The 13,610-nt window shown below is 69.6% G+C and carries 12 protein-coding genes; 1 reads left to right on the top strand and 11 read right to left on the bottom strand.

Features of this window, described 5'->3' with window-relative positions; genetic code table 11:
* Positions 1-10 precede the first annotated feature (10 nt).
* Entirely contained in the window at positions 11-640 is a 630-nt protein-coding gene (locus Q9G87_RS50165; protein WP_305923763.1) for a CocE/NonD family hydrolase, read from the top strand.
* A 97-nt stretch (positions 641-737) separates the two neighbouring features.
* Here Q9G87_RS50165 and Q9G87_RS50160 read toward each other — a convergent pair whose 3' ends face one another.
* From Q9G87_RS50160 to Q9G87_RS50110, 11 genes are read right to left on the bottom strand one after another with little or no spacing between them, the layout of a single operon-like run.
* Positions 738-2,327, bottom strand: a complete 1,590-nt coding sequence (locus Q9G87_RS50160; RefSeq protein ID WP_305923762.1) for an alpha/beta hydrolase domain-containing protein — start codon at positions 2,325-2,327, stop codon at positions 738-740.
* Entirely contained in the window at positions 2,296-2,949 is a 654-nt protein-coding gene (locus Q9G87_RS50155; RefSeq protein ID WP_305923761.1) for a helix-turn-helix domain-containing protein, read from the bottom strand. The genes Q9G87_RS50160 and Q9G87_RS50155 overlap by 32 nt, the downstream gene beginning before the upstream one ends.
* A complete protein-coding gene (locus Q9G87_RS50150) occupies positions 2,946-3,740 on the bottom strand; it encodes an HAD-IIA family hydrolase (RefSeq protein WP_305923760.1) in 795 nt (264 codons plus the stop codon). The genes Q9G87_RS50155 and Q9G87_RS50150 overlap by 4 nt, the downstream gene beginning before the upstream one ends.
* Positions 3,741-5,180 (bottom strand): aldehyde dehydrogenase family protein, encoded by a 1,440-nt coding sequence (locus tag Q9G87_RS50145; RefSeq protein WP_305923759.1) that lies wholly within the window; start codon positions 5,178-5,180, stop codon positions 3,741-3,743. It abuts the gene before it with no gap.
* The gene (locus Q9G87_RS50140) at positions 5,177-6,226 is read right to left on the bottom strand and encodes a PEP/pyruvate-binding domain-containing protein (RefSeq protein ID WP_305923758.1); all 1,050 of its coding nucleotides are present in this window, start codon (positions 6,224-6,226) and stop codon (positions 5,177-5,179) included. The genes Q9G87_RS50145 and Q9G87_RS50140 overlap by 4 nt, the downstream gene beginning before the upstream one ends.
* On the bottom strand, positions 6,223-7,962 hold the full coding sequence (locus Q9G87_RS50135; RefSeq protein ID WP_305923757.1) for a PEP-utilizing enzyme: 1,740 nt from the start codon (positions 7,960-7,962) through the stop codon (positions 6,223-6,225). Before Q9G87_RS50135 ends, Q9G87_RS50140 begins: the two co-directional genes overlap by 4 nt.
* A 29-nt stretch (positions 7,963-7,991) precedes the next feature.
* Positions 7,992-8,804 (bottom strand): SDR family NAD(P)-dependent oxidoreductase, encoded by an 813-nt coding sequence (locus Q9G87_RS50130; RefSeq protein WP_305923756.1) that lies wholly within the window; start codon positions 8,802-8,804, stop codon positions 7,992-7,994.
* Positions 8,801-9,544 carry an ABC transporter ATP-binding protein gene (locus Q9G87_RS50125; protein ID WP_138710599.1) on the bottom strand — a complete coding sequence of 248 codons (744 nt, stop codon included), beginning with the start codon at positions 9,542-9,544 and terminating at the stop codon, positions 8,801-8,803. The genes Q9G87_RS50130 and Q9G87_RS50125 overlap by 4 nt, the downstream gene beginning before the upstream one ends.
* Positions 9,541-11,307 (bottom strand): branched-chain amino acid ABC transporter ATP-binding protein/permease, encoded by a 1,767-nt coding sequence (locus Q9G87_RS50120; RefSeq protein WP_305923755.1) that lies wholly within the window; start codon positions 11,305-11,307, stop codon positions 9,541-9,543. Before Q9G87_RS50120 ends, Q9G87_RS50125 begins: the two co-directional genes overlap by 4 nt.
* Positions 11,294-12,151 (bottom strand): branched-chain amino acid ABC transporter permease, encoded by an 858-nt coding sequence (locus Q9G87_RS50115; RefSeq protein WP_305923754.1) that lies wholly within the window; start codon positions 12,149-12,151, stop codon positions 11,294-11,296. The genes Q9G87_RS50120 and Q9G87_RS50115 overlap by 14 nt, the downstream gene beginning before the upstream one ends.
* Position 12,152: 1 nt before the next feature.
* Positions 12,153-13,334 (bottom strand): ABC transporter substrate-binding protein, encoded by a 1,182-nt coding sequence (locus tag Q9G87_RS50110; RefSeq protein WP_138710596.1) that lies wholly within the window; start codon positions 13,332-13,334, stop codon positions 12,153-12,155.
* Positions 13,335-13,610 lie beyond the last annotated feature (276 nt).

Genomic DNA, 13,610 nt, shown 5'->3' with positions numbered 1-13,610 from the left:
CGCTCCAGACGTGATCGGGACAGCGGTTCGCGAGGCCACCGACTTCGGGCTTGCCCACGCCAAGGGGGAGCAACCACCCGGCGTGTCCGGGCCCGACCGGTACCAGTACGACCCGGTCGACCCCACCCCCGCTGTCGGCGGGGTCCGGATGACCGGCACGACGGGCCGCGTCGACAACACCGCCCTGGAGACCCGCCTGGACGTGCTCACCTACACCACCTCCGCCCTGGAGCACGACCTCGAGGTGATCGGCGAGGTCAGCGCCGAGATCTACTTCCGCTCGAGCCGGCCCTACGCGGACGTCTTCGTCCGCCTCTGCGACGTGGACCCGCGCGGCCGCTCGTACAACATCTGCGACGGCCTGCTGAGCCTGACGAGCGCCGACCAGATCCGCGCCGCTCAGGTGCGGCTGTGGCCGACCGCGTACCTGTTCAAGCGGGGTCATCGCATTCGGATACAGGTCTCCAGCGGCGCCTTTCCCCGGTTCGCCCGCAACCCCGGCACCGGACGGCCACGGGCGACCGCGGCCACGCTGCTCACCGCCCACCAGGAGGTCTACCACGACCCGGAGCACCCGTCGGCAGTGATCCTGCCCGTGCGACTGTCGACCGGCCGGAAGGGGCTCGCCGCCGACGGGTGACCGTGGTAAGCCGCGAAGCAGTCGGGACCGCCGGACTGCGATCCCGACTGCTTACTATCGGGCATTCACGGGTGCGCGCGAGCCCTGTCCTCGGCGACTACTTCGCGACGTCGGACAGCGCGGCGTCGCGAACGGCAGCCAACGCGTCGGTCCTCAACACATAGCCTTCTGCGACCAGCGGATACATGACCCTTTGCACCTTCGCGACGTAGCGGCCGTGAGTGCCGTACATCGCCTTGAGCTCGTCCTTGGTGTAGTAGCGGTGCCAGCCTGACACGTTGCAGGGGAAGGCGGTCCCGTTGAGCGCACCCTGCTCCGCGGTCGGCACAACGAACTGCGGGAGACGGATCCCGCCCTCCACCTTGCCGTCTGCATCACGAACAGGAAGACCCGGCGGGGATGGGGATATCACGAAGCTTCGCGAAGGGGCGGCGGGCGTCCCTCTCTTGAACCAGTTGCGGACAGAATCGATTGCCTTGTTGTAGACCAGGCCGACGTCCACCGTGGTGAAGGGCGGAAGCTTGACACAGACGTGGTTGAAGTCGATCCACTCAAAGAACGTTTTCGGCTGTCCGTCGGGCAGCAAAATCGATTGATCGCGCTGCGCGATCGCCTCGATGTACTGGGCGCCGTACAGCGAAGCGTGCGTCGCGCCTGCGACGTCCCACTTGCGGGTGTACGTCGACGTCGTCCATCCAGCGCCCCCGAACGAGCCCCCCAGCCCTTCGGAGTCGACACTGATCGCCGGAACGGTCAGGTCATCTCGGAGCTGGCCCGACCGGTCCCAGAACGCGAAGCCGTCGAAGACGTTGTGGAGCGGCTGGATCGTGTTGTAGTAGATGGCCAGCCGAGCGGCCGACTGGGACTGGCCGATGGCGATCGCGTCCTGCACGTGCAGGCCTGGCATCGGCGCGGTCGCGCCCCCGGCGTTGTTCATGAGTGCCCGGGTGATCTGCGCGAAGATGTCGTAGGAGATCGGGTCCCCGGTGCAGAGGGACGTGCCGTCGGGAAGGCATTTGTTCACGTCCACCGAGAGCCCGGGGTATCGCTGCGGGCTCCATGTCTTGAGCCGCTCGACACCGACACGCTGTGCCGAAACGATGGCGACCGCATAGCCCTCACGCAGGAGGTATTCCGAGGCCTCGGCCGTGGCGAACTCGAAGTCGACCCCGGTTGTGACGTTGGTCCACTCGACGGCCAGCGTCCCGTTGAACTTGTGCGGCTTGGGGTATCGCACCATCACCCGCGTGCGATACGGATTGCCGCCGTCGAGAACGGTGGCGGTCGTGAAGGTGTTGGCGTTCGCTCCGGTGTACCGGTGGGCGAGGCCTTCCGCGTAGAACTCCTTGGCGGTGTAGCCGGCAGCCTTCAGGTCGACGGCGGTGGCCGACATCGGTGATGTGCCGGGAACGTTGACCTTCGTCAGTGTCGCGGCAGGCACCGCGACGACAGCGGCCGCGTTCGCGGTCAGCGGAGATGCCGAGACCAGTGCCCCGGCGAGAGCCGCCGGGAGCAACAGTAGGACGGCCCGGCGGGCCTTCTGCCCGGACCGCGTCTTGCGCGATGTCAACATCTGATCTTCCTCCTGTTTGTGGGAGACGCCTGGGCTGGCGTGAAACTCGGCCCAGGCGAGAAAGCGAACGCGAGGGCTGTTGTCAGCGCGACGGTGGCGTGACGACCAGGACAAACTCCGCGACCGTCGGGCGGGGGTTGAAGAGGCGGTGCGGACGGCTGCGGTCGAAGCGGATGGTGTCCCCTACTGCCAGGAGGAACTCCTGGTCGTCGACCACGACCGCGACGTGCCCGGCGAGCGCGACGATGACCTCCTCGCCCGGGTGGGAGGAGGGATGTGTCGTCCCACCACCCGGTGGTATCGCTCCCCAGATCACCTCGACCGCGCCGTCCAGGTCGGGGATCATGAGTTCGTACTGGATGCGGGAATCCGGCACCTTGAGCCGGCGCCGGTCGGCGTGCCGCACGACGAGTCGCCGCCCAGCCGCGTCATGCTCGCTCGCGGTTGATCGGTCCTCGCCCTCGAACAGCGCCGCGATGGGAATGCCGAGCGCCTGGGAGATGGTGCGCAGCGTCGGTAGTGACGGCTGTGCGGCGCCCCGCTCGATCCGGGAGAGCAGGCTGGCCGAGATCTGCGCGGCGTCGGCGACGCGGTCCAGTGTCAGCCCGGCGTTCTTGCGCAGTTGCCGGATCCGGCGGCCCAGGATGGCGGCGTCGTCGAACTCGGCACCGGTCGGCGGGGGAGCGGTGGGCAGCGCCTGTATTCCTTCGCCGGGCCTCGTCCGTGCGGTGGTCATCGCGCGCCGATCGTCAGGAGATCCGGCGTCACGAATGTTGCCCGGGGCCAGTCGGTGTGCTGGTCGGCGCTGGTTCCGGTGAGCACGAGCAGACTGTCCCAGCCTGCGGCGGCGGCCAACTCGACGTCGGCTGCGACGGTGTCACCGATCATCAGCACCCTGCCCGCCACGTGCGGCCGGAGCGCGGTCAAGAACGGCGACGACGGTTTACCACAGATGATCGGATCGACGGCGACCCGGGCGGCGAGTGCGGCCAGCGCCATGCCGGTGCCGCCGGACAACCCTTCCCGCGTCGGATATGCCACCTCGGTGGTGGTGACCAGCAAGGGCAGGCCACGCTCCAGCAGCATGGCAACACGTCCGAGCGTCCTGATATCGGTGTCCGGGGCCAGACCCATGGCGACGGCGCGGCCCGACGGTGTGGATGACCACGACCGCCAGACCTCGTCGCCCGGCACGGCGCGCACCCCGTGCCGGGCCAACGCGTCGAACAGGCCTGCCTCACCGATCGCTGCCACCTCGTGAATGCCTAGTTCGCGGGCCTGCGCCCCGAGCGCGTCCGCGGCCGTGACCAGCACGTCACCCGGAGCTGCCAGGCCGGCCCGGGTGAGTCCGGCGCGGAGTTGCGCCGACGTGGCGACGCTGGCGTTGGTGGCCAGGCAGATCCTGGCTCCCCGGCGACGAAACGAGTCCAGCAGGCCGACGGCGCCGGGCAGGGGGGTGTCGTCTATCCACAGCGTCCCATCGAGGTCGCTCACCACCGTGTCGTAGGACGCCAGATCGGGGTGCACTCACGCCTCCGGGTGAAGGTGGACGACCTGACCGCGGGTGAAGAACTCATAGGTGCGCGGCCCTTGCTCCAAAGGGCCGGAGCCGGAGTCCTTCATCCCGCCGAACGGGACGTACGGCGGAAAGCCGGTGACCGCGTTGAGATGAACCATCCCGGCGTCGAGGCTCTGCACCAAGCGCAGCGCCAGCGCCAGGTCGCGGGTGAAGACGCCGGCGTTCAGCCCGTACGGGGTGTCGTTGGCGACCTCCATCGCGCGCCCGGCGTCCGGAACCGATATGACGGCGGCAAACGGTCCGAAGACCTCGTGCCGGGCCGTGGCGGTGCCCGGTTGCACTCCGGCGAGCACCGTGGCCGGAAGGAAGTTGCCGTACGCGAGTCGTTCCTCGGCCGGCGGGTCACCGCCGTGCAGCACCGTGCCGCCGGCTGACACCCCTTCCCGCGTCGCGCGGATCACCGCGTCGCGGGCCGCCGGTGTCATGAGCGGGCCGAGCTTCGTGGCCGGCTCGAGTCCGCTGCCCATCGTCAAGTCGGCCGCCGCGGCGGCCAACCGCTCAGCAAGTTCGTCAGCCACCGGCGCCTCGGCGACGATCCGGCCGATCGCGGTGCACTTCTGCCCGCTGCCGGAGAACGCCCCGGCGGCGAGGTGTGCGGTGACCGCGTCGAGGTCGGCATCGGCGAGGACGACGGCGACGTTGCTCCCGCCCATCTCCAACTGCACGGCGACGTCGCGCCCGGTGACAGCTCGTTGCACCGCCCGGCCCGCTGCGGTGGACCCGGTGAAGGTGACCGCTCTGGTGCGGGAATCCGCCAGTAGCGGACCGGCCAGCGTTGCGGCGGTGCCGCACAGCAGGTTCAGCACGCCGTCCGGCAGACCCGCCTCGGCGAGCGCCCGGGTGAAGTGGACGGCGGACAGCGGCACCAGTTCACTGCACTTCCACACCACGGTGTTGCCGTGCGCGAGCGCCGGCCCGATCTTCCAGGCCGGCAGCAGCATCGGGTAGTTGAACGGGGTAATGACGGTCACCACACCCAGCGGCACGCGGCGGCTCAGAATGAACGATCCGGCGGGCGCCGGCAGTACGTCGCCGGCCGGCTGCAGCGCCGCCATGGCGAAATATCGCAGCGTGTCCGCCGAGCGGGCCACCTCGCCGCTGGCGTCCTTCCAGATCTTTCCCTCCTCACGGACGAGGTCGCGCGCCATCGCCTCCCGGTCCCGGTCGAGGACCGCGGCGGCGGCCAGGAGTACGTCGTGCCGGCGTTGGGGGGCAGTGCGCGCCCAGGCCCGCGCGGCCCGGTCGGCGGCCGCGTAGGCCGCGTCGACATCCGCAGCGGAGGACAACGAGACCTCGGCGACCACTTCACGGTTGTCGGCGGGGTCGGGCACGATCCGGCGTTCGGGACGGTCCCACCAGCGGCCGTCGACATACGTCGTGGCGGTCATTGCGGTATTCCCTTGAACGCGTATTTGAGCGCCATGGCGGCGGCGTTCCAGGTCTGCGCGGGCTGCGCCACGGCGGTGGTGACGGGCCGGACCTGCACGAGTGTCACCGGGTCACCTGACCGGTAGGCGCGGGGGATGACCCACTCCACGTCGGCCGGTGCGCCGAGCATCTCCTCGGCGGCGAGCACGGCATCGACGAGGGCGCCGATCTCGTCTTCGGCGAGCACGCGGAGGGTTCGCATCGGCTCCGGCATGGCGACCTCGACGACCTGGCCGGCCCGATGGTCCATCGCGGACACGGTCTGCTTGTCGCCCACCGCGTAGCTGAGTATCCGCCGGTCGGCGCGGCCAACCTCCAGGTGATCCGGGGTGACCACGCCTTGCACCAGCGCCTCGCCGAAGCCGAACGTCGCCTCCACGACAATACGGTCCCGCCGTCCGGTGACCGGGTTGAGGGAGAACGCCACACCGCTCGCCCGGGCGTGCACCAACTCCACGATGCCGACGGCCATCGTCGATTCCACATGGGATAGACCGTTGCGGATCCGGTAGCTGAGCGCTCGGGCTCCGAACAGGCTGCCCCAGCACCGCAGTATGCCGTCGAGGACGGCTGGCGCGCCGGTCAGACCGAGGTAGGTGTCGTACTGTCCGGCGCTGCTCGACGCGACGGCGTCCTCGGTCGTCGCCGAACTGCGCACCGCAACCGGCAGTAGCGCATCCCGCGACGCCGCGCACAGTTGCTCGTAGGCGCCGGCAACGGCTTCGGTGAGATCCGGCGGCAGCGGTGCGCCGGCCAGGCGTTCCCGTAGTCGCTGCTCGGCACGGGCCAGTCCGGCCGAGTCGTCGGCACCAAGACCGGCCAGTTCCCGATCGAGCGCGGAGGGCAGATCGCACGCCGCCGCCACCGCTTGAAACGCGTCGGTGGTAACGACGAACGCGTGCGGCACGGTGAGACCGGCCCGGGCCAGATCAGCCAGCCGGGTCATCTTGCCTCCGGCCGCCGGATCATCGGTCGCGATGTCCGGGAGGTGGCGGATGTAGGTCATCGCTCGGCCCGCTTCCGGATGCGCACGGTACCTCGGGTGCCGTCCACCTCGATCTCGTCGCCGGTGCGGATCGTCGACGTCGCGATGCCCACCCCGCACACGCAGGGGATGCGGTACTCGCGGCTGACGATCGACGCGTGCGTCAGCGTGCCACCGCTGTCGCAGACGCAGGCGGCGATCTTCGCGAAGGCCGGCGTCCAGTTGGGTGAGGTCGCCTCGCACACCAGGATCTCGCCGGGTTCGATCCGGTGCAGTTCCTCGGCACCGTGCAGCACCCGCGCGACGCCGCGGGCCACGCCCGACGACGCCGCGACGCCGGACAGCGAGGTGACCTGCGACGTGTCACCGCCGAGCTGTTTCATGGCCGCGAAGAACCCGGCATTGGTCCCGAAGATCTCCCGCATCACCGGGTCACTCATGTCCTCGGGTACGGTGCCGAGCACCTTCGGCATTCTCGGCCGGCGGGCGAGCCAATGCTCGTAGTAGGCCCGCCGTTCGTCGACCAACTTGCGCATGCTGCCCCAGTCGCGGTGCCCTTCGGCGAGTCGACGCAGCTCGGGACGGAACACGAACAGTCCGTCATCGGGCCGCTCGGCGCCCAGCGCGCGGGCGATCGCCAGGCCGGCCCGCCGCATCGGGATGTGTGCGCGCAGGTCGATGTAGTAGTTATGGTCCTCGTTCCACCACGCGAAGTTGGCCGACGTGCACGCGGCCAGCCCGGCATTGAAGACGTGCCGCTCCTCGACCGTGAGCCGGCCGCGGGCGGCGTCGATCGCCTGTTCCCGTTCGGCCACGGCGGCGGCCCGCGCGCCGGCGAAGTCGTGATCGGAGCCCTTCGACAGGTACGTCCGGACCGTGCCCAGCGGGCTGACCGGGTCGTCGATCCAGGGCGTCAGCACGACGTCCGCGATGCCCTCGGTGCGGTGCCCGTACGTCTGCAGGAACGCGTCGAAGTCGGCGACCCAGCCTTTCGCCGCCGGGTCGGCCCGGAGCGTCGTATTGAGGTCTGTCGCGTCGGTGGCGGCGAAAACGTCGGCGAGCCCGGCCGCGCGTGCCTTGCGGGTGAGCTCCCACAAGCCGCGATCCGTCTCCATGATCTTGGAGTCGTAGCCTTGCAGGAACTTCGAGATCTCGGCCGCGTCGATGCCCAGTTCCAGGCACGTGCCGTGGAAGCCCACATAGGTGGCCAGCAGCGGGTACATGATCTCAAAGTGGATCGTCCAGGCGCGGCGGTGGAAGACGACCGCCTCCTCGTAGAGGCGGGCCAGGTCGGCGAGGTCGCGACCGTCGAAGGACTGCCCTTCGAAGTAGGCCAGTCCGCGGTTCAGCTCCGTCACTCGGTCGGCCCACGTCGCCTGGAACCGCTCGAGGGTCGCCGGGAGGGCGCGCTGGATGCGCTCGACCCGCTCGCCGACAGCCCACCGCGAGGTGACCGGCACCTCGCTGGTGTAGATGTGCGGTCCGGCCATCCGGACACCGAGCCCGCCGCTCGTGGGCAGCGGCAGACCCTCGGCCGCCTGCTGGGTGCAGAAGCAGATGCCATCCTCGGGAAAGACGTACCCGAGCGGCACCATGCCGCGCGGATAGTGGAAGTCCAGCAACCAGAAGCGGTCCTCGTCCTCCTTCCGGAAGGTGGACAGCGCCTCGGTGTAGACCCCGGCGTCGGTGCGCCCGGGCCTGAAGCCCGGATACCACTCGTCGGAGATGAACTCGTCAACCGGAACCACGGTGCTCATCGGGGATCTCTCTCTCGTCTGGAGGGGGTTCAGCCGCCGGCGTACTCGGACGCGAATCCGCCGTCGGGATGCAACAGCGAACCGGTGAAGTACGAACCCTCGTCGCTGGTGAGGAAAAGTGCGGTGCGGGCGATCTCCGCCGGCAGCCCGAGCCGCTGCAACGGCACCTGCTTCTCGCGCGTTTCCCGCCACATCCTCTGGGCATCGAGGTCGTCGCCGCCCGATCGCCGGGCCATGCCGTCGAGCAGGCCCGTCTCCACGTAACCCGGCCCGATCGCGTTGACCCGGATATGGCGTGGCGCCAATTCGTGCGCGAGGCAGCGCGTAAGCATCCACGCGCCGGCCTTGGACACCGAGTACGCGCCTGCGGACGGCCGCTTGGCGGCAATGCTGGCCAGCACCACGATCGAGCCGCCCGACTCCGGCATCGCGGACGCCGCGGCGCTGGCGGTGAGGAAGACACCGGTCACGTTGACGTCGAGCACGAAACGGAAATGTGCCGGATCGAGGTCGAGCAACGAGTTGAACGATCCGGTGCGGTCCGGATGGGCGCTCACGCCCGCCGAGGCGACCACTGCATCGATGCCGCCGAACCGGTCGACGCACAGCGCCACCGCGGCGTCCACCGCGGCCGGGTCAGTGACGTCGGTGGGCGCGAAGACCGCACGGCCGCCGTCCTTCTCGATACGCGCGACTACGGCGTCGGCCGCGGCGCGGTGCGAGGGCAGGTCGGCGATGACCACCGCGGCGCCCTCGGCGGCGAACAGTTCCGCGGTCGCGGCGCCGATGCCGGAGGCGCCGCCGGTCAGGAGAGCCCGGCGGCCCTGTAGTCGTGTTGTCACATCGGCTCCTTCGGGTGGATGGGCAACTCGTCCGCGGACGGTTGCCGCTCGTTCGCGCCGAGATAGGCACGGTGCAGCCGGTCGCTGTGCCGGCTGAGTTCAGCGGCGCTGTCACGCAGGACGATCCGGCCGCGGAACAGCACCATCGCCTCGGAACCCACGGACAGCGCGAGGGCCGCGTACTGCTCGACCAGCAGAACCGCCATGCCTTCCTCGGCGAGCGCGCGTACCGCAGGGAGCAGCCGGCGGACGATCACCGGCGCCAGGCCGAGGCTCATCTCGTCGATGAGCAGCACGCGGGGCCGGGCGAGCATCGCGCGGGCGAGCACGAGCATCTGCTGTTCACCGCCGCTGAGCGCGCGGGCCGGCACATCGGTGCGCCGCCGCAGCTCGGGAAACATCTCGAACGCCGGCCCGATCTCGTCATTCCCTACCGCGACGAGGAGGTTTTCCGTGACGGTCAGGTCACCGAAGACCGTGCGGCCCTGCTCGACATGGGCCAGGCCGCTTCTGGCGCGGGCCCGGCGGGACAGCGGCAGTACATCCACGCCGTCGAGCAGCGCGGCTCCTGCGGTCGCCGGGATCCGTCCGCTCAGTGCTTCCAGCAACGTCGTTTTACCGGCGCCGTTGGGTCCCAGGAGCACCGTTATCCGGCCCGGCGCGACGGTCAGGTCGACACCCGTGACGATCGGGAAGCCCGCCCTTTGGACCTCGAGACCCCGCACGTCGAGACCACTCATGCCGGAACCTCCTCGCCGACGTACGCGGCGAGCACGACGGGGTCGCGCAGCACCTGCGCCGCCGGCCCGGACGCGATCACCCGGCCGAAGTCGAGCACGGTCACCCGGTCGCTGATGGTGGCGACCATCTCCACGTCGTGCTCGATGAGAAGCACACCGAAGCCGTACGCGGCGGGAAGCCCCGCGAGCAGCCGGCCCAGTCGCTGCGACTCCGCGGCGTCCAGGCCCGCTGCCGGCTCGTCGAGCAGCAGGATGCTCGGCCGCGATAGCACGGCGCCGGCCACCTCGACGAGCCGTCGTCGGCCGACGTCGACCGTGGACAGCAGCACGTCACCGGCCGGGCAGCCGAACTGATCGAGCAGGGTGTCAGCCTCGGCGGGTGTCGCGGTGGGCGCGACGAGCCGGAGGTAGCCGGCGACGGTGAGGTCGCCGATCGTGCGCTCGTGCTGGAAGGTGCGGCGCAGCCCGGCTCGGGCCCGGACGTGCACCGGCGCGGAGGTGTGGTCCTGGCCGTCGATGGACACGCGGCCGGCCACCGTCACGGTGCCGGCGGCCGACCGCACGAATCCCGAGACGACGTCGACGAAGGTGGACTTGCCGGCCCCGTTGGGTCCGATCAAAGCGTGCAGTTCGCCGTGGCGAACCTCGATGGACACGTCGTCCAGCGCGGTGACCGCGCCGTAACCCACGCGGAGATTCCGCGCGTCCAGCGCTGCGGGTATGTCGCTTCCGGTCGGCTTCGGTCCAGGCGTCACCGTCCCGAGGGCCGGGCCGGGTGCCTTCGCCCCGGTTGCTCCGGCCGGCCGGGCCCGCTGGCCGAGCAGCCGCCGGCCGGCCGCCCGCAGGTCCGCGGCCGCCCCGCCGGCTCCAGTGCGCAACCCGATCACTGCGCCGACCGCAAAGACGACGGCGGCCAGATCCTGCGGGAGACCGACCTGGCGCAGGACCTCGGGCAGAAACGCGGCGAGCATGCCACCCAGCGCCGCTCCCTCCGGATGGCGCGCGCCGACCATGACGGCGAGCGTGAAGATCGTCAACGACTGCAGGGATCCGAATCCGGTGGCGTTGAGTTGGCCCAGCTGACCGGCCAGCAACGAACCGGCGACACCGGCGAGAAAGGCGCTCACGGCGAACGCGGTCAGCTTCACTCGTGGGACCGCGAGGCCGGTCGCTGCGGTGGCGCGTTCGCTCGACCGCACGGCAAGCCAGGCCGCGCCGCCGCGCCGGGTGCCGTACCACGACAACGCCGCCGACGCGCCGACGAACACGACCCAGCACAACAGGAAGTAGTCGGCGTCCTCGGTGGCCCAGTCCGGGCGCGGGACGACGTCGAGCGTCTGCGCTCCGGGGAACCCGACGCTGTTGGTCACCACGTCGACCGCGACGGCGAAGCCGAGCGTCACGATCGCCAGGTTCAGCCCGCGCAGGCGCAGCGCCGGCAGGCCGATGGCGATGCCGACCGGCAGGGCGACCAGCCCGGAGACGACAAGCAGCACCGGGAACGGCAGGGCGATTCCCCAATGGTTCGCCAGGGCCGTCGTGAGCGCCCCGATGGCGGCGAAGGCCATGGGACACAGTGCGGCCATGCCGGCCCGGCCGAACACCACACCGACCGACAGGCAGAGCATCGCGGTCACCGTCGCGCTGGTGGTCAGGTAGATCCAATAGCTCGACATGCCCGTCGTGACGACCAGTGGGACCAGAACGGCGGCCGCGATGCCTAGCAGCGATGCGGGCCTGCGCATCAGATCAACGCGTCGCATCCCATACCTCCCGCCGCTGCAACCACACCAGCGCCACAACCACCACCAGGAACGGAAGCACCTGCCGGTACTCCGAGAGCTGCCGTACCGACGTACCGGCCCCCTCGATGACGCCGATCAGCACGCCACCCAGGGCAGCGCCGGGCAGGTTGCGCAGGCCACCCAACAAGGCGGCGGCCATCGCCGGCATCACGAGCAGGCTGAGGCTCAGGAAGTTGCTCGGCCGCGTGGGCGCGACGGCGGTGACCGCCACCGCGGTCACCGCTCCCATGACCGCCCACACGCCGACCGCCAGAGCCGTGACGGGCACGCCGAGCATCTCGGCGGTCACCGGTCGTTCGCTGATTGCCCGCAACCGCACGCCGAGCCGCGAGCGATTGAGCAGCAGGCCGGCACCCACCGCGATGGCCGCCGCCAGCACGAGGGCGATCAACGCGTTCCCCGAAACCACGACGTCGGCGAGCCGGAACCCAGCACCGGGCACCAGTGAGGGAACGGTGCGCGGATCGTTGCCGAACAGCCGGAAGCCGACGGCGAGCAGGCCCACGAGTACCGCCACGGTGACAATCGTGCGCACCTGCGCCGAGCTGTCGGCGTAGAAACGCGCGATCGCCCAGCCGAGCATGGCCGCAAGCGCTGCCGCAGTGAGCACGCCCACCGGCAACGCCACGCCGAACCCCCACCCGCGCTCCAGCAACTGGAGCATGACCATGGTGCCGAAGGCCCCGATGGCCGCCTGCGCCACGTTGAGCACACCGGTCATCTGGAACAGCAAGACGACGCAGACGCCCACCATCGCGTAGGCGCCCCCGGCGAGCAGGCCCGCGACCGATGCCTGCAACATGTCAGGACCCGGCCGGCAGGGTAATCCACTCCGGCGTGACCGTGACCCACGTGCCGCCCTTGAGCTGGACGAACTTGCTGGCCCGGTTCGAGTTGTGTTTCTCGGCCGGGGCGAACGAGTACGGTGTGCCGACCAAGGGGTTGGACACCGAGGTCAGCCCCTGCAGCGCCGCGGTCACCGACTCGCGGTTGATCTCACCTTGAATGCTTTTCAGTGCCTGGACGAAGTAGGTCGCGGAGAGGTACCCGCCCTGAGCGAACGAGTTCAGCGGTATCTTGGCCGCCGTCATGGTCTGCTTCCAGTCGGCCAGTGCGGGCGCGGATCCGCCGTAGGGCTCGAACTCCGAGTTCGCGTACAGTCCCTCGCCGACGGGGCCGAGCGTCTTTGCCACCTTGTCGGTGTAGTTCGAGGTGAGAAAGACCCAATCGATGCCGGTCACCTTCTGCGCCTGGACCGCCTGCATCCAGGCCACGCCCGCGACATCCACCCCGTCGAACACGACGGCCTGGCAACCAGCCTGGCGGACCTTCAACACGAACGGCGTGGGATCTTCCGGGCCGGGCTTGTACGTGGCATCAAGCAGTGCCAACTTCTTGCCGGTCGACTTCTCCCACTGCCCGATCGCGGCGGCGTAGGCATCACCCCAGCCGGCGTAGTCGACCAGTACGGCGCAGACTTTGTCCCGCTTCAGTGTCTCGGACGCGAACTGCAGCGACACCGTGATGCCCTGAAATGGACCGGTGTTGACCGGTGAGATGTTGCTGGAGCTGAAGCAGGCCGGGTCCACCCCGGTGCCCTGCACCGAGAGGATCTTCTTCTGCTTGTACAGCGCTCCGTTGACGCTGCACTCCAGTGCGCTGGACGAGCCGACCATCGCCACAACTTGCTCGGAGTCGACGAGCTTGCGGGCCGCCTGCTGGGCCTGCTGCGGGTCGACCTTGTCGTCCTCGACCAGGTACTCGAGCTTGCGGCCGCCGATGCCGCCCTCCGCGTTGACCTTGTCGAAGACGGCTTTGACCGCCTGCGACGCCTCCGGGAAGACGACGGGACCGGAGATGGAGCTGATGGCCCCGACCTTGATCGGCGCGGTGCTGGAGCTTTCCGTCTTATCGCTGCAGCCGGGGATCGCGATCAGCAGGAGGCCGGAAACCACTGCTGCCGCCGCGGGCCTAGGACTGATCATGGGTTTCCCTTCCTTCAAGGCCGGCTGTGGCCTGAGTCACAAGGTAGGGCGCAACCTTCACGACATGCAAGAGAAACTTTCATGACACTTCATAATGGCCGAACAGTTGAGGTCCAGGTCGAAGTAGCGACGGTCTCCGGCAGCATCAGATTCACGGGAGGAGGAAGGCTGGTGCCCGCCTGGGCGCGTGCACCACGAGACCCGTCGCCAGGGGCTTGGGCCGCAGTCATCGCCGGTGCATGATCTCGTTGACTTACGATCATACTGCAATGTGCG

Origin of the sequence: Nonomuraea turcica (genome assembly GCF_030718205.1) — a bacterium.
In the GTDB taxonomy this organism is placed as follows: Bacteria; Actinomycetota; Actinomycetes; order Streptosporangiales; family Streptosporangiaceae; genus Nonomuraea.
Note: the sequence above shows the minus strand (reverse complement) of the source record. Positions and strands in the feature narration are given on the sequence as shown.

Bases quoted from the DNA above. Each gene is read 5' to 3' on its own strand.
- Q9G87_RS50155 (WP_305923761.1), bottom strand. From the start codon at position 2,949: ATGACCACCGCACGGACGAGGCCCGGCGAAGGAATACAGGCGCTGCCC.
- Q9G87_RS50145 (WP_305923759.1), bottom strand. From the start codon at position 5,180: ATGACCGCCACGACGTATGTCGACGGCCGCTGGTGGGACCGTCCCGAA.
- Q9G87_RS50140 (WP_305923758.1), bottom strand. From the start codon at position 6,226: ATGACCTACATCCGCCACCTCCCGGACATCGCGACCGATGATCCGGCG.
- Q9G87_RS50135 (WP_305923757.1), bottom strand. From the start codon at position 7,962: ATGAGCACCGTGGTTCCGGTTGACGAGTTCATCTCCGACGAGTGGTAT.
- Q9G87_RS50125 (WP_138710599.1), bottom strand. From the start codon at position 9,544: ATGAGTGGTCTCGACGTGCGGGGTCTCGAGGTCCAAAGGGCGGGCTTC.
- Q9G87_RS50120 (WP_305923755.1), bottom strand. From the start codon at position 11,307: ATGCGACGCGTTGATCTGATGCGCAGGCCCGCATCGCTGCTAGGCATC.
- Q9G87_RS50115 (WP_305923754.1), bottom strand. From the start codon at position 12,151: ATGTTGCAGGCATCGGTCGCGGGCCTGCTCGCCGGGGGCGCCTACGCG.
- Q9G87_RS50110 (WP_138710596.1), bottom strand. From the start codon at position 13,334: ATGATCAGTCCTAGGCCCGCGGCGGCAGCAGTGGTTTCCGGCCTCCTG.